Raw genomic sequence first — 15611 nt, 5'->3', positions numbered from 1 at the left:
ATCTCCAGTTAAACCGTCTCTAACCGTTGCAGCACGGAGGAGGGTTTTTTGTCAATAAATTCCGCCGGCGGAATTTGATATTTAATCAGATTGGCTAATTCCTGTAGTTGGCTGATGGCTTCCGCGCCTTCGAGTTTCATTAACTCTCGATCATCGCGCATTTCTGTCCAGGTGATGCCGTAATCGGACACGAGAAACCGAATTAGATGGGTTTCACCCAATCCCACCATAAAAGATGCGCTATTCATTTGACCGCCACAGGTGTAGCAAGATACTAGATAACCTTGATTTTCTAAGGCGATCGCTAAAGCCTGTAAATCCATGACTAAGTCTTTGACCAGTTGGCGATGCTGTTCTGCAAGTCGTTTAAACACAATTTTCCTCCTGATAACACTCCTCAAGTATAAAACCTTAACACTTTTTTAAGATTCTTTTCTGAGAAAATAGGGTACGTGAACTAAGTTTTCTTACGGATGGTAAGTAACAAAATGTAAAGAACCCCAAATCTAGGGTAGCGTAAATTTCTGAGATAGCTAAGTATATATAACTACAGAACCACCAGTTTATCCATCTTTCCACCCCCTCGATCCCAACTATTCCCATCATGCCTATTTTTAAAGTTTATGATCCAGTTTCGACAAAAAAGTTCGTAAATCTATATTGACAATTACATAAACCTATGCTTCTATGCCGGATGCGGAGGGGTGTGGGGTGTGGGGTGTGGGGTGTGGGGTGTAGGGTGTGGGGAGAATAAATAAAAATAATCTCCTGTCTCCTGACTCCTGACTCCTGATCACTGATTACTGATCACTGATCACTGATTGCTGATAAGATTGTTACGAAAATATAAACACGAAATTCTATAGTTAGCCATGACCCAAAACGGAAGCTCGAAGTCGATCGTTGTCTCTCCCTCGATCCTATCGGCGGATTTTAGTAAATTAGGAGCCGATATCGAGGCTGTGGATAAGGCAGGAGCCGATTGGATTCACGTTGATGTGATGGATGGTCGTTTTGTCCCGAATATCACCATTGGACCCCTGATTGTCTCCGCTATTCGTCCCTATACGAAAAAACCTTTAGATGTGCATTTAATGATCGTGGAACCAGAAAAATATGTGGCTGACTTTGCGAAAGCGGGTGCTGACATTATTTCTGTTCACGCTGAACATAATGCTTCTCCCCACCTCCATCGTACTCTTTGCCAAATTCGCGAACTCGGTAAACAAGCGGGTGTGGTGTTAAATCCCTCCACTCCCTTAGATTTAATCGAATATGTGCTGCATTTGTGCGATTTAGTCCTAATTATGAGCGTTAACCCCGGTTTTGGTGGCCAGAGTTTTATCCCGGAAGTTGTCCCCAAAATCCGTCAATTACGTCAAATCTGCGATGAAAAAGGCTTGGATCCCTGGATTGAAGTGGATGGCGGCTTAAAACCGGCTAATACTTGGCAAGTTCTCGAAGCGGGTGCTAATGCGATCGTAGCAGGTTCGGCGGTATTTAATGCCCCAGATTACGCGGCGGCGATCGAAGGTATCCGTAACAGCAAACGTCCCCAACCTCAATTAGCCACCGTTTAATTGTCGCAGGGGTGGGTTAGCTGTTGATTAATTAGGGTCTGCTGAAAAAGTTTTTTGTGGGGACAGGGTGTGGGGTGTGGGGTGTGGGGTGTAGGTTTTTACTGATTCCCATCTGGTCAATTACCTAATTTTCAGAGAAAAAGTCCCGTAATTTTCCCACGATCACTCCCATAACTGGTACTTTTTGATTGACAAAAAGTCTAAAAGTCTTACCCAACAAGGTTTTTAGATTTATTCAGCCAGCCTTAATTATCTTAGTATTGGCACTAACCCACTCTGCTGATTTGTTCTAAAACCTGCTGCCATAAACCCGAATTAGAGACGGCTAAAACTTCGCTAGAATCAGCTTTTAGGGGATTACCAGACCAATCGCTAATTATTCCGCCAGCACCTTCAATAATCGGGATTAAAGCACAAAAATCGTAGTATTTCAGGTCTGATTCTAGGATTACCATCGGCATGGCAGTGCAGCCGGTGGCTAACATCATATAGTTATAACAATCACCCCCAAAAGCGGTACGTTTACAGACGCTTTGCAGCTGACGAGCGATCGCTTGTTGTCGTTCTGTGATAAACATTAAGGGAGTGGTGGAGGCTAAACAAGCATTTTTTAAGGCAAGTTCTTGATCTTGACAGTAGGGATTAACAATCATCTGGTTATTATAAAGACTCCCTTTTCCCTTCACTCCTAACCAGCGATCGCCTAAAATCGGTTGATCGACAATTCCTAAAATCGGTTGATTTTCTGCCACTAGGCCGATTAAAGTCCCAAAAATCGGTAATCCTTTGACAAAAGAGGATGTGCCATCGATCGGATCCAATACCCAATAACGACCACTTTGGGAAGGAATATTGGCTCCTTCTTCCCGAATAACCCCATCTTCAGGCAATTCTCGCCGAATAATCGCCACCATCGCCTCCTCAGCTTCTTGATCGGCGATTGTTACTATTGAGGAAACTTGATCGAGTTTTGTTTCGGTTTCTAGATGAGGCTGCCGAAAATAGCGCCGGATAATCTCTCCAGACGCGTCCGCTAATTGATGAGCTAGTTGGATAGTGCGCTCAATATTCATCAATAAAAGTTATCCATACAGGAAAACAATAATATTTATTTATGTTAAAGGGAAGTGGGGATTTAGCGGAAATTTCCCTATCACCCTAAATCCCTATTGCCTCTTGGATAGTGCGATCGATATTCATCAATAAAAGTTATCCATACAGGAAAACAATAATATTTATTTATGGTAAAGGGAAGTGGGGAGATGGGGGATTTAGCGGAAATTTCCCTATCACCCTAAATCCCTATTGCTGTGTCGAACCTAGAACCATCAATGGGGAACAGCTTGATTTTGACTCCATAATTAAGTTAGTCAACAATCGATTTAATCTCAAGACGAGAAAAAATTAATCTATTAGGAGTTTAGCTGATGACGGCTTTTACGGAAAATGACCTAAAAAGGTTAGAAAATCTGATTATCAATGGACAAAAAGCGATCGAAACTCGTTTAACCTCTCTGGAGAGTGGACAAAAAGCAATCGAAACTCGTTTAACCTCTCTGGAGAGTGGACAAAAAGCGATCGAAACTCGTTTAACCTCTCTGGAGAGTGGACAAAAAGCGATCGAAACTCGTTTAACCTCTCTGGAGAGTGGACAAAAAGCGATCGAGAATAGTTTTGGAGAGATCAAAAGAGAAATTCAGGTCTTAGAGATAGGACAGACGGAAATTAAGGGAGAAATCAGGACTTTAGACGCAAAAATCACCGGTTTAAATGAAAGAGTGAAACTCATCGAGGCATCCGTGGGAAAAATTCCCGATTTAGCCGAAAAAATTGGGGAGGTAAAAAACTGGAAACAGATCGGTATATCGATTGTGACTGCTTTTGTGGGTGGGGTAATTGGTTGGTTAATTCGGGGAAAATAAAACTAGGCAATGTAACATAGTATTAAGCATTTGTATATTTTTATTAATTTTTATGGAACAGACAGCTTTAAATCTGATCGCGATTACCGTTTTTTCGATCACTCTTTCCGTATTTGTCACCCCTTTGCTGTCTATTTCGCCTTTTGTCCCCGCTTTAGCTACTTTTAGCCTCTTGGGATTAGTTACCGTTGATACTCTCACCTTTAATAACCGAGGCGTGACTTTGCTACTGGATGCTCTTTCTCCCAGTAAACACCGTCAAAGAGTTATTCACCACGAAGCCGGACATTTTCTCACCGCTTATATTTTAGGCATTCCGATCGCCAGTTATAGTTTGACCGCTTGGGAAGCCTTTCGTCAAGGCCAGGAGGGAGTCGGCGGTGTTCAATTTGACCTAGCAGATTTAGAGCAAAAAGTCAAGAACTTTACCGATTTTCCTGCTTTTTTAGAGAGAATTTCTACGGTGTGGATGGCGGGAATTGCTGCCGAAACCTTAGTTTATGGTAAAGCGGAGGGGGGAGAAAGCGATCGATTTTATCTGCAATCGGCCTTAAAATTAGCGGGGGTTCCTGAGAATAATTATGCTCAAAAAGAGCGCTGGAGTTTATTACAGGCAAAAACTCTTTTAGAAAAACAACAGACTGCCTATCAAGCTTTGGTGATAGCTATGGAAAAAAGGGCAAGTGTGGAAGAATGCTGTCGAGTGATTAGTGAAAGTTTAGTATAACGGGAAAAGTAATCAGGGATAGATTTGATAATTTCCCCGTTAAATTTTTATGAATAATCAGAGCATTCAATCCGATCAGCGATTAGCTTTAATTGTGCGCGGAGCAGTACAAGGGGTCGGTTTTCGTCCTTTTGTTTATCGATTAGCAACGGAATTAAACCTAACTGGTTGGGTGAATAATACAGCAGCGGGAGTTTTTATTGAAGTTGAGGGCAATCGAGACAAACTAGAAACTTTTTTGAATCGATTATCTTTAGAAAAACCACCTCAATCGCTAATTGAAAATATTGAGACTCAATGGTTAAATCCTATCGGTTATCAAAACTTTAGCATACGTCATAGCAGCGGCGGTGAAAAAAATACAATTGTTCTCCCCGATTTAGCCACTTGTCCCGATTGTTTAGCCGATATTTTTGACCCGAATAATCGTCGTTATCGCTATCCTTTTACTAACTGCACTAACTGCGGTCCTCGCTACAGTATTATCGAGAGTTTACCCTATGATCGCAGTGCCACAACTATGAGGGGTTTTAATCAGTGTCCCGAATGTCAAAGGGAATACGAAAACCCTCTGGATCGCCGTTTTCATGCCCAACCAAATGCCTGTCCTCGTTGCGGACCCCAAATCAGTCTTTTAGACAGTCAAGGCTCTGTATTAGCGGAAAAAGATCAGGCTTTAATAGCCACTGCTAGAGCAATTCAACAGGGAAAAATTATAGCGATCAAAGGATTAGGAGGATTTCACCTAGTTGTCGATGCAAGAAATACGGAAGCAGTGCAAAAATTGCGACAACGTAAACAGCGACCGGATAAGCCTTTTGCCGTGATGTATCCTAATCTTGAGTTAGTGAAAAAGCATGGTTATGTCTCTTCTTTAGAATCGCAATTATTGCAGTCTCCTGCTGCGGCAATCGTCCTGATCAAACAAAGAAAAAATTATCTTTCTGCTGCCGTTTCTCCGGGTAATCCCTATCTAGGAGTCATGTTACCCTATACTCCCCTACATCATCTTTTATTAGCAGAATTAGGCTTTCCTATTGTAGCAACCAGTGGTAATCTAGCCGATGAACCTATCTGTATTGAGGAAAAAGAAGCTTTAGAAAAATTAGGAACTATCGCCGATTTATTTCTAGTTCATAATCGTCCCATAGTTCGACCAGTGGATGACTCTATTATCAGGGAAATGGCGGGAAAAGCGATGATTTTGCGGCGAGCGCGGGGATATGCTCCCTTTCCCGTTAAAGTTAATGAGGGAGATTTCCCCCCGATTCTGGCCGTGGGAAGTTATTTTAAAAATACCGTGGCTATCTACCAAAAAAATCAAGTTTTTATTAGTCAACATATCGGCGATTTAGATACAGTTAATGCTGTTAATCATTTTGAAAATATCCTCGATAGTTTAAAAAAATTATACGAGTTTGCACCCGAAGTTATTGCCTGTGATGCTCATCCTGAATATCTAGCAACCAAGTACGCTTATAGCTTAAATTTACCCGTTATTCCCATTCAACACCATTACGCTCACGTTTTATCCTGCATGGCAGAACATCAGCTACAACCTCCGGTTTTAGGGGTTGCTTGGGATGGAACAGGATACGGTTTAGACGGCACAATTTGGGGGGGAGAATTTATCCATATTGCTGCCGATTCTTGGCAGCGAGTCGCCCATTTTAAACCCTGGCCATTACCCGGAGGAGAAAAAGCGGTTAAAGAACCCAGACGAGTGGCTTTAGGATTACTAGAAGTTATGGAAAATACCGATAGGATAAAATCAGCTTTTAGTGAACAGGAATGGTCGATTTTTAGGCAAATGTTAACAAAAAAAATTAATTGTCCTTTAACTTCTAGTGTCGGGCGTTTGTTTGATGGTGTGGCGGCGATTCTAGGTTTATGTTATCAATTAAGTTTTGAGGGACAGGCAGCAATGCAGTTAGAATTTGCCCTTGATGGCATTAAAACGGAAGAGTATTATCATTTTTCTTTATCCTCCGACTCCCCCATAGTTATTGATTGGAATCAGATAATTTTAGGAGTTGTTGAAGATTTAGAAAAACAAGTACAAATCGGCATAATTGCCGCTAAATTTCATAATAGTTTAAGTGAGATTATTGTAGAAATTGCTCAGAAAATAGGCAGAGAAAAAATTCTCCTGACGGGAGGCTGTTTTCAAAATCGTTATCTGACGGAAAGAACAATTAATCGCTTACAAGCTTCGGGATTTCAACCCTACTGGCAGCAAACTGTTCCCACTAATGATGGTGGTATTAGCCTTGGTCAAATTATCGGGGCTTTTTCTAGACTCAAACAGTTCTAGATAGGACAAAATTAACTTCTTGGTTAGGACAGGCAAGAGGTAGTTATAAACCACAGAGACACAAAGAACACAGAGAGCCGATTTTTTTCTAGACTGTTAAACGATGCCACTCAACGATTTTATTGCCTACTTTCAAAATAATTGCTTGACCTAAACCCAGTTCTTGTGTCACATTAACTAGATGGGCGAAATTTTGACGAGTGATTGCTAGTCCCTGCAAACAGGCTAGAAAATCGAGACAGAGAACCGTGGAAAATTCCCAAGTTTGTCGGTAAACACGGCAATTATCCGGTAAAAAAGCCACAAGAGCGCGAAAATGAGTCAAAGCGGCTTTCTCAAAATTGGCGCTAGTGCAGTCAAAAGACGAGTGCTGATAGCTCATAAAAACTTTGCCTGATAGGGAGATAGCAGGGTTTCCCTCAGACTAGCACCTCGCTTCTGGGGATCACGTTCCCTTTAGAATTTCTCAATAGACTGGCAAATCCCCCCAGAGGGGTATCCTTACCCGCGAACAAATTGCTAGAAGCTAGGTTTCTTCCCAGAGATGGTGTACTTTAGATATTGATGTCCTTCCTGCTGGCAAGATAACCTGTAAATTTCCCCACTCGTCCCCAGCGATAAAAGGCTGTATTTAGTCAAAAATCAAGTGTTGACTTTGATGCCAAACTTGCCTAGTAAAAAATGATCACAGCCTCAAGTTGCCGCTTAACTAATTGACTACTTAACTGATAACTGGTAACTAAGATTATGAATAATGCAATTGTCAAACCGAGAGATGTACAAGTAGCACCGATTGCCGTCGATACTTTTGTCTTTCGTTCCCGCACTTGGGACCGGTTAAAATTCGAGATCGAATATGGATTACAAAAGGGAACTACCGCCAATAGTTATCTGATTAAAGGTGAAAAAGTCGCTCTTTTTGATCCACCGGGGGAATCATTCTCGGCTATATTTTTAGAGGCTTTAACTAAAAGAATCGATCCGAAAACTATTGATTATATTATCCTCGGTCACGTTAACCCCAATCGTGCCGTCACCCTCAAGGCACTTTTAGAAATCGCGCCTCAAGTCACTTTTGTTTGTTCCAATCCGGGGGCAATTTCCCTGAAAAAAATTCTCGAAACCGAAGCATTAAATCTGTTGGTTGTCAAGGGGGAAGAAATATTAAATTTAGGAGCAAACCATCAATTAGAATTTATCCCCACTCCTAACCCCCGATTTCCCGATCAACTCTGTACCTACGACAGTAAAACCGATATTCTCTACACCGATAAATTATTCGGAGCGCACGTTTGTGGCGACCAAATTTTTGATGAGGGTTGGAGCGTTTATAACGAAGATCGGCGTTATTATTTCGATTGTCTCATGGCTCCCTATGCCAGCCAAATTAGCAACGCTTTGGAGAAATTAGCCGCTAAATCGCCCTTATTTTATGCTGTTGGTCACGGCCCTCTGGTGCGTTACGCGATGCACGAATTGACCCTTTCCTATCAACAATGGTTAGCAGTACAAAAATATCAAGAGTTGACAATCGCCCTGATTTATGCCAGTGCCTACGGCAACACCGCCACCCTTGCTCAAGCGATCGCCATGGGGATCACGAAAGCGGGAGTAGCAGTGACGGCGATTAATGCCGAGTTCGCTGAACCAGACGAGATCAAAACGGCGATCGAAAAAAGTGTCGGTTTTATCTTTGGTTCCCCCACTTTGGGAGGACACGCACCGACTCCCATCCAAACCGCCTTGGGGATTACCCTAGCAAATGGCGATAAAAGCAAGCTGGTGGGAGTTTTTGGCTCCTACGGTTGGAGTGGGGAAGCGGTCGATCTTTTAGAAGGTAAATTCCGGGATGGCGGTTATCGCTTCGGTTTTGAGCCAATTCGGGTTAAATTTAAACCCACGGAGGCAATTTTAAAGACCTGTGAGGAAGCAGGAACCGATTTCGCTCAAGCAGTCAAAAAAGCTCGCAAAAGCAGACAACCGAAAACTAATGTTAATCAATCCCAAAGCGATCGGCGATCGCAGGCTCTGGGCCGTTTGGTGGGTTCTCTCTGTATCGTCACCTGCGAATTGGGGGAATTGCGCGGCGCCATGTTAGCCTCTTGGGTGTCGCAAGCGACGTTCACACCCCCCGGATTGACTATTGCCGTGGCGAAAGAACGAGCGATCGAGTCTCTGCTTTATAGTGGTACGCCTTTTGTCCTTAATATCCTCCAAGAAGGTCAACATTTAGCTTTAATGAAGCATTTTCTTAAACCTTTTTCCCCCGGAGAAGATCGTTTCGCTAATATCGAAACCACTAAAGCTGAGAACGGTGGGCCGATTTTGGCCGAAGCGCTCGCTTATCTGGAATGTCGGGTGGAACAACGAATGGAGTGCGGTGATCATTGGCTGCTTTATGCGATCGCAGAAAAAGGCAGGGTTTTACACCAGGGTTTAACCGCCATCCATCATCGCAAATCTGGCAGTTATTATTAGTTTGTCGTTATGATCATTTCAGGGGGTGTTTTCAGGCAGGATAACCCACCCTGACTTGAAACAGGGTGTAGGGTTTAGGGTGTGGGGTGTAGGGAAAGAAACCTCTTTCATCTCTGGTGGTGAAAATTTTTTTCATCGGGACTGACTTGAAAATAGAGGCTGAAATAACGCAAATTCGTCAATCATACTAAATCCGTTGACTATAGGCTACATATCAGGACAGGCACTCCTGCAAGTGCCGTGACTCTTAAATTATTACAGATGTATCAGCAGCCGCGTGTAAGCATCCCACCGAAAAACTAATGCGCGGGGGGTTTGGGGGCGGCGCCACGCCCCCAACGGGGGGTTTGGGGGGTAGAACCCCCCAAAAACTTGGATTGAGCAATAAAATCGCAAGTAATACTCAATCCCTTGAGTAGAGGCTACATATCAAGAAAGGCACTCCTACCCCCAACGGGTAGGGTTGATTCATGAATCAACCCTACATTACTGAACGAGTACGGAGGGAGTCGAACCCCCGACACCCAGGACCGGAACCTGGTGCTCTATCCTCTGAGCTACGTACCCACGATAAAATACCATTACATTATACCACTAGCCGGCGCAGTAGAGAAGAAATTTCCCATGACTAGCGATCGCTCTTTAAAATTACTTATCAGTAACGATGACGGTATTTCCGCGCTAGGAGTCCGCACCCTTGCCAACACCCTCGCTGCCGCCGGTCATCAAGTCACCGTAGTTTGTCCCGACGGCGAGCGCTCTGCCACTGGTCATGGCCTAACCTTACACCATCCCATCCGGGCCGAACAGGTGGAAGGAATTTTTCATCCCGAGGTGATTGCCTGGTCCTGCTCGGGAACCCCCGCCGATTCGGTAAAATTTGCCCTTAGTGCCGTCCTCAAAGAGCCTCCCGATTTAGTTTTAGCTGGCATTAACCACGGGTCTAATCTCGGCACTGATATCCTCTATTCTGGCACGGTTTCCGCGGCCATGGAGGGATTAATCGAAGGTATTCCCAGTATTGCTGTTAGTCTGGCCAGTTTTAAAGCCTGTGATTTCCAACCAGCTGCAGATTTTGCCCTCACTTTAGTCAGAAAAGTTACCCTTAACCCTTTTCCTGTTCCCACTTTACTCAATGTCAACGTCCCTCCGGTTAGTAGTGCCGAAATCAAGGGAGTGAAAATCACTAGGCAGGGATTGCGACGCTACGAGGAAACCTTCGAGAAAAGACTGGACCCCAGGGGTAAAAGTTATTACTGGTTAATTGGGGAAGTGGTGGAAGATATCGAACAACCGGACTACAGCCATTTACCCCCGGAAGTGCCTACGGATGTGCGCGCTATTGGCGAGAATTTTATCACCATCACGCCCCTACAATACAATTTAACTGATGTACAGGGTTTTCAACATTTGCACCGGAATTCTTGGCTTGATTGAGGAGCATCTCATGATATTCTGATTCAATCATTAGCGTTTGAGAGCCTATGTCCCCTCAATTTAATTTTCAAGAAAACGAACTCGAAGAAGCGGATGTCATAACCCTCTGGGATGAGCAAGGTCGATCGCTAGACTGTTATATTGAGAATGCCTATGAAACCGATGACCTTACCTATATGCTTCTTGTCCCCGTGGATACCCCGGTGATGATTCTAGCTTGGGATGAGGAATCGGAGGAAGAAGAATCTGATGCCTTCTTAATCGAAGATAGTGAGGAAATTGAGCGGATTTTCGCCGATGCTAAGGCAGTTTTAGCCGAATTAGACCTATTGCTCAAATCCACTGCTCACACCTTAACTGTTAGTGGTGAATTACCTCCCCTAGAAGAAGATAATGTTCTCAGTTTAGAAATCGATAGCGATGAACCTTCCTCGTCATCAGAGCCGGAAGAATTGCAATTTCTCGCCAGTTTCTTTTCCGAAGACCAAAAATACTCGATTTACAGTCCCCTTGCTCCTTTGTTATTCTTAGCTGTCGGTGATGGGGAAGGGAAGGTTGAATTAGTTTCCCCCGATGATGACGGTATGGGACCGATTCTAGAGGAACTTTTGTTTGATGAACTCGATTAATTACTTGATTTTACCAAATCCGCCGACCAAATTTATCGATAAATCTAGTCACAGTATATCTTTCGGGATTTCATCATCATCGTGATTAAAACGGATTTGGTATTTTTTCTTTAAATTAGGGTGTTTCTCATAAAGATGGAGTATAACCTAATTGGGTATTAACGACCGGATCCTGTCTCCCCAAAATAAAAACCTCATACCTCACCATTAAGATAACTGCTATATCACCACAACTAGGGGAATTCCTTAAAGATTAGCTATTTTTCTGGTGATAGTGAGGATGAAAGGTTTCCAAGCAAGACTGATTAAATAACCCAATCCTGCCACTAAAATAATTGTCGCCCCCGAGGTGAGATTTAAACTATAGGATAACCATAAACCAATCAAAGTAAAGACAATTCCTAAGATAATCGCTAGGACCATCATTCCCTTCATATTTTTAACAAATTGTCCACTGATAGCGGCGGGAATAGTTAACAAAGCAATTACCATAATTAATCCCACCACCTGCATTACTGCCACAATAGTTAAAGCGGTTATTCCCATTAAACCTAAATAAATTACCTCCACGGGAATATTACGAATAATCGCAAAGGTTTCATCAAAAGATATGGCTAATAACTCCTTATAAAAGATACTAACTAAGGCTATAATTAATATATCTATGCCCGCCATTATCCATAAATCATCCCTCGGTACAGTTAAAATACTACCAAAAAGATAACTCATCAAATCAGCTTTATAACCGGGGGTTAAATCAATAAAAATTACCCCAATCGCCATACCAATCGCCCACATCACCCCGATTAAAGTATCAGCTCTCTCCCGGATGCGACGCTGTAAAAACCCCATGCCTAAAGCCGAAAAAAAGGTAAAAAATATCGCCCCCACCAGGGGATTAATCCCAAAAAAATAACCGATTCCTATCCCTCCATAGGCAGCGTGAGCGATTCCCCCACTGATAAAAACCACGCGATTAACTACTACCAAAGTACCCACAATCCCACAGGCAATACTAACTAATATTCCTGCGGCAATCGCATGGCGCATAAAATCAAATTGTAAAGCCTCTAGCATGGGGTGTGGGGTGTGGGGTGTGGGGTGTGGGGAGCTTTTTCAGTAAACAGTAAACTCAAAACTCACATCTGATAACTGATAACTGATAACTGATAACTGATTATTGATAACTTTCAATTACTTGACGAAAATCGCTTTTTTGTTTGACTCCGCGCATTTCCTTGACTAATTCCCGGTCCTTAAAGAATTGTACCGTGGGAGTCCCAGTTACTTGACCCATTTTGGCAATTTCCGGGTCAGCTTCGATGTCAATTTCCACAAAATAAATTTTGCCATCGTACTCATCGACCACTTTATCTAAAATCGGTTTCAGGGTTTTACAGGGGCCACAGGTGGGAGAAACATATTTTACCATTAACAAGCGATCGCCGTCGTGGAATAATTTCCGCAAAGCATAACCCCCAACGTGACGGGTTTTGTTAATATCAAAAGTTTCCTCCGTATCGGCCGGGGTTTCGCTAACGGTTTTCGTCTCGTAATGTTCAGAAGTGGCTGATTGACGGTATTCTTGGATTAAATTATGCTCCGATAACCATCTTTCTGCCAATAACGCCGCCATACACCCCGTACCTGCGGCGGTGATGGCCTGACGGTATTCGTGGTCCTGTACGTCTCCTGCGGCAAAAACCCCCTCGACGCTGGTAGCAACAGTCCCCGGTTTGACTTTCACATAACCCACCTCGTCTAATTCTAGTTGTCCTTGGAATAGGGAAGTATTGGGAGTGTGACCGACGGCATAAAATAACCCTCTAACGGCTAATTCACTGATTTCTCCCGTTTGCGAGTTTTTAATGCGTAATCCTGCCATTTTACTGTCTGTACCGAATACATCCAGTGCTTGGGTGTGAAAATGAACGGTAACTTTCGGATTATTTAACACCCGGTCCTGCATTGCTTTCGAGGCACGCATCGCTTCCCCGCGAATTAATAAATGGACGTGAGAGCCGTATTTAGTTAAATATACGGCTTCTTCTGCCGCCGAGTCACCGCCACCAATGACGGCCAGGTTTTCCTCTCTAAATATCGGTGTAGCACCGTCACAGATAGCACAAGCGGAAATGCCGTTACTCCAGAATTGGGCCTCGCTGGGTAATCCTAAGCGTTTGGCAGTGGCTCCCGTGGCGATAATAATACTATTAGCCTTCACTTCCCGGTCCGTGGAACGAATGGTAAAAGGACGCTGACTTAAATCCACCGAGATAACATCTTCGGTATAGCATTGGGTCCCCCATCTTTCGGCCTGTTCCTTCATTCTTTCCATCAGCTTCGGACCGGTGATTCCTTCGGGAAAACCGGGGAAATTTTCTACTTCTGTGGTGGTCATCAGTTGTCCCCCCGGAATGCCTCCCGCTTGGAAACCCTCAAACATCAAGGGTTTTAAGTTCGCACGCGCCGCATAAATCGCCGCCGTATATCCCGCGGGTCCCGAACCAATAACGACTAAATTCTCGACAGTCATAACCGTAAATGCAACTCATAACGACTACGCTTTTTAGTATAGCAGAATCAGTTACTGGTTATCTGTGTCATATGCGTCCTAACCCAGCAAGAAGTAGATTTCTGCCTAAAAATCCAGAATATCTCGGATAATAGCTTTTAAATCGGCATCAGCAGGACGTTTGACAAACTGCTCATGGCTGTAAATCCAAACCAGTTTAATTGTGTAGGTAGTCGCGCTCACCAAATACATTAATCTAATTTGCCCCGCAGCACCTTTTGAAACCCGGATATCGAGCTTGTGAAAAGTCCAGCCTTCCGGCAACTGAATTTTCCCCGGTAGAGGTTCCTGGCGGGAGTTATGGGGATATTGGTCGTCGATTAAATCTTCTAAAGTTTTGGTAATAAGTTCAACAAAGCTATTTTTGTGAACTTTTGCCAGTTTTTTGAAAGAGCGCTCGAAGTTGTCAGAAGATTCAATCGAGAAGGGAATTGAGCCAGTCATGCACTTCTCCTTTCCCAATAGGATGAGAAGATTCCGTCGCCAATGCTTCCTTCAAAACTTCAGACATGGCTGCTTTGTAGGCCGGATGTTCCTGTTCTATCAAATCAAGCTTTTGATAACCTAATGCTTTCATATCATCAAGGAGAATTGGCTCTGTGGAACTTTCTTCTGGTGGCAGACCTTTACGAGCCTTTTTCCAGGGAAATTCTGCGTGAGTCATATCACTCAACCTATAGGCGTGGTAGTTACCGAAATATTGCCAAATTTCTTCTAAAAGTTCTTTTTTCTCCGATGGCAGCCCAGACAAGGATTCTTGGCGAGGAATTGGTAATTGTTTAGCCTCAAAATCACTGTAGAACTTATAAGCAGCAGGACAAACCGGACCGTAACGCCATGCTTGAATTTCCTCCTTAAACAATGGTTCATCGTATAGGGCCAAATGCAAGCTCTGTGCATAATATAAAAGCTTTTGGACTTTCATATTAGTCATTTCAGCGTCTATACCATCCTCGTAAGCTCTGATAATAAAGTAGCGAGCCACAGTCAGGCAGTCAATCATAGCTCCACAAAATTTTTGGAATATCGACCTATGACCATTGTAGAAGAAATTGAAAATTAGTACAAGTGTATGAAGAAAGCTTAACAATGCTCATGGGGTAATGGGGGAAGTTTTAATATTCCTCGTCACTGACTCTACCAGTGGGTAAAGTCTGCCGCAAATTGAGATAGGGATAACAGTTTAATGCGGGTATCTTGAGCGACTTTTTGGCGCATTTGAGCCGTATTATATCCCCAATCGGCTAAATATAAGCCCACATCCTTTAAATCTGCTTGTTGCTCCACTAATTCCAACGCATCGAGACGATCCTCGACAAACCACAAATTAGCGGGAGATTCGGGTAAATTAGCCAGTATTTGCTGAATAGTCAGGTATTTTGGCTGTTTAATTTCCTTGCCAATTAATCTCGCTGCGGGAAAATTAATTGCTACTTTTTGTAACAATTGCTTGACAAAACGACTTTCTTTTGTAGTGATAATATAAACCAAAAAATCCGAGTCTAAAAGAGAGTCCAGGCGATCGATCGCGGGTTGATAAAATCGGTGTAAAGTTAACCAAGACTCTAGATCCGACTCAATCCATTGATCCCTAAGACCATCGAGAGCATTTGAGAGAACTTTTTTCGCTATTTTCTCCCTTTCTAGCAGATTTTGCCGAATTAACGGCCAATTATTTAAAGCTTCCTCGTCGGGAATATCGAGAACGAGCGATCGCAACAGTAAAGGCATTTCCCAACCGGTTTCGATAACGGGACGAAGTTGCGAAAACCTCGGGAAAAAATCCTCGGGAATTATTTCCGGCCAAAGGGTTTCATAGGTGCGTTTGCTAATCTGAAAATACTCGATCATGCCATCACAAAGAACACCATCAAAATCGAGTGCTAGAATACGGGGGGATTGATTCATAAATGCTGGTTTAATCTCAATAATGGCAGTATAGCGCAGCT

15 protein-coding genes and 1 tRNA gene are annotated in these 15611 nt (G+C 43.3%); 7 read left to right on the top strand and 9 right to left on the bottom strand.

The genetic code is table 11. From position 1 onward, the window contains the following. Nucleotides 1-8: 8 nt before the first annotated feature. Complete coding sequence (locus EWV60_RS04385) at nucleotides 9-374, bottom strand: DUF1815 family protein (protein WP_002754785.1); 366 nt, start codon at nucleotides 372-374, stop codon at nucleotides 9-11. Nucleotides 375-872: 498 nt separating this feature from the next. Here EWV60_RS04385 and rpe point away from each other — a divergent pair, with 498 nt between their 5' ends. Then, nucleotides 873-1580 (top strand): ribulose-phosphate 3-epimerase, encoded by a 708-nt coding sequence (gene rpe / locus EWV60_RS04380; protein ID WP_002736739.1) that lies wholly within the window; start codon nucleotides 873-875, stop codon nucleotides 1578-1580. A 266-nt stretch (nucleotides 1581-1846) separates the two neighbouring features. Here the strand turns inward: rpe and hisN are convergent, their stop codons facing one another. Continuing rightward, nucleotides 1847-2653 carry a histidinol-phosphatase gene (hisN, locus tag EWV60_RS04375; RefSeq protein ID WP_016514762.1) on the bottom strand — a complete coding sequence of 269 codons (807 nt, stop codon included), beginning with the start codon at nucleotides 2651-2653 and terminating at the stop codon, nucleotides 1847-1849. A gap of 354 nt (nucleotides 2654-3007) precedes the next feature. Here hisN and EWV60_RS04370 point away from each other — a divergent pair, with 354 nt between their 5' ends. The 3 genes from EWV60_RS04370 to hypF are packed head-to-tail and all read left to right on the top strand — an operon-like array spanning nucleotide 3008 to nucleotide 6543. Continuing rightward, on the top strand, nucleotides 3008-3502 hold the full coding sequence (locus tag EWV60_RS04370; protein WP_016514761.1) for a coiled-coil domain-containing protein: 495 nt from the start codon (nucleotides 3008-3010) through the stop codon (nucleotides 3500-3502). Nucleotides 3503-3554: 52 nt separating this feature from the next. Beyond that, a complete protein-coding gene (locus EWV60_RS04365) occupies nucleotides 3555-4229 on the top strand; it encodes a hypothetical protein (protein WP_016514760.1) in 675 nt (224 codons plus the stop codon). A gap of 49 nt (nucleotides 4230-4278) precedes the next feature. Beyond that, a complete protein-coding gene (gene hypF, locus EWV60_RS04360; RefSeq protein ID WP_287231211.1) occupies nucleotides 4279-6543 on the top strand; it encodes a carbamoyltransferase HypF in 2265 nt (754 codons plus the stop codon). Between the two features lie 88 nt (nucleotides 6544-6631). Here the strand turns inward: hypF and EWV60_RS04355 are convergent, their stop codons facing one another. Continuing rightward, a complete protein-coding gene (locus EWV60_RS04355) occupies nucleotides 6632-6925 on the bottom strand; it encodes a hypothetical protein (protein WP_061431498.1) in 294 nt (97 codons plus the stop codon). 365 nt (nucleotides 6926-7290) lie between these two features. On the opposite strand from EWV60_RS04355, the gene EWV60_RS04350 reads away from it, so the two are divergent. Continuing rightward, nucleotides 7291-9021, top strand: a complete 1731-nt coding sequence (locus EWV60_RS04350; protein ID WP_287231208.1) for a diflavin flavoprotein — start codon at nucleotides 7291-7293, stop codon at nucleotides 9019-9021. A 494-nt stretch (nucleotides 9022-9515) separates the two neighbouring features. Here the strand turns inward: EWV60_RS04350 and EWV60_RS04345 are convergent. Beyond that, nucleotides 9516-9588, bottom strand: a tRNA-Arg gene (locus EWV60_RS04345). A 57-nt stretch (nucleotides 9589-9645) separates the two neighbouring features. On the opposite strand from EWV60_RS04345, the gene surE reads away from it, so the two are divergent. Both surE and EWV60_RS04335 read left to right on the top strand, forming a co-directional pair. Next, a complete protein-coding gene (surE, locus tag EWV60_RS04340) occupies nucleotides 9646-10458 on the top strand; it encodes a 5'/3'-nucleotidase SurE (RefSeq protein ID WP_002778245.1) in 813 nt (270 codons plus the stop codon). Between the two features lie 47 nt (nucleotides 10459-10505). Then, on the top strand, nucleotides 10506-11087 hold the full coding sequence (locus tag EWV60_RS04335) for a DUF3727 domain-containing protein (RefSeq protein ID WP_002744906.1): 582 nt from the start codon (nucleotides 10506-10508) through the stop codon (nucleotides 11085-11087). A 246-nt stretch (nucleotides 11088-11333) separates the two neighbouring features. Here EWV60_RS04335 and EWV60_RS04330 read toward each other — a convergent pair whose 3' ends face one another. The 5 genes from EWV60_RS04330 to EWV60_RS04310 all read right to left on the bottom strand — a co-directional run bounded on the left by EWV60_RS04330 (nucleotide 11334) and on the right by EWV60_RS04310 (nucleotide 15570). Next, complete coding sequence (locus EWV60_RS04330) at nucleotides 11334-12164, bottom strand: metal ABC transporter permease (RefSeq protein WP_002744907.1); 831 nt, start codon at nucleotides 12162-12164, stop codon at nucleotides 11334-11336. Nucleotides 12165-12264: 100 nt separating this feature from the next. Continuing rightward, nucleotides 12265-13623, bottom strand: coding sequence for a thioredoxin-disulfide reductase (trxB, locus tag EWV60_RS04325; RefSeq protein WP_287231203.1), 1359 nt, complete (start codon nucleotides 13621-13623; stop codon nucleotides 12265-12267). Nucleotides 13624-13728: 105 nt separating this feature from the next. Next, nucleotides 13729-14106 (bottom strand): hypothetical protein, encoded by a 378-nt coding sequence (locus EWV60_RS04320; RefSeq protein ID WP_002759689.1) that lies wholly within the window; start codon nucleotides 14104-14106, stop codon nucleotides 13729-13731. Then, nucleotides 14078-14665: a Panacea domain-containing protein gene (locus EWV60_RS04315; RefSeq protein ID WP_002744910.1), complete on the bottom strand. Its 588-nt coding sequence runs from the start codon at nucleotides 14663-14665 to the stop codon at nucleotides 14078-14080. Before EWV60_RS04315 ends, EWV60_RS04320 begins: the two co-directional genes overlap by 29 nt. Nucleotides 14666-14799: 134 nt before the next feature. Beyond that, nucleotides 14800-15570, bottom strand: a complete 771-nt coding sequence (locus tag EWV60_RS04310; protein ID WP_002755415.1) for an HAD family hydrolase — start codon at nucleotides 15568-15570, stop codon at nucleotides 14800-14802. Between the last annotated feature and the right edge of the window lie 41 nt (nucleotides 15571-15611).

This window comes from Microcystis sp. Msp_OC_L_20101000_S702 (assembly GCF_007095705.1).
GTDB lineage: Bacteria > Cyanobacteriota > Cyanobacteriia > Cyanobacteriales > Microcystaceae > Microcystis > Microcystis ichthyoblabe_A.
Note: the sequence above shows the minus strand (reverse complement) of the source record. Positions and strands in the feature narration are given on the sequence as shown.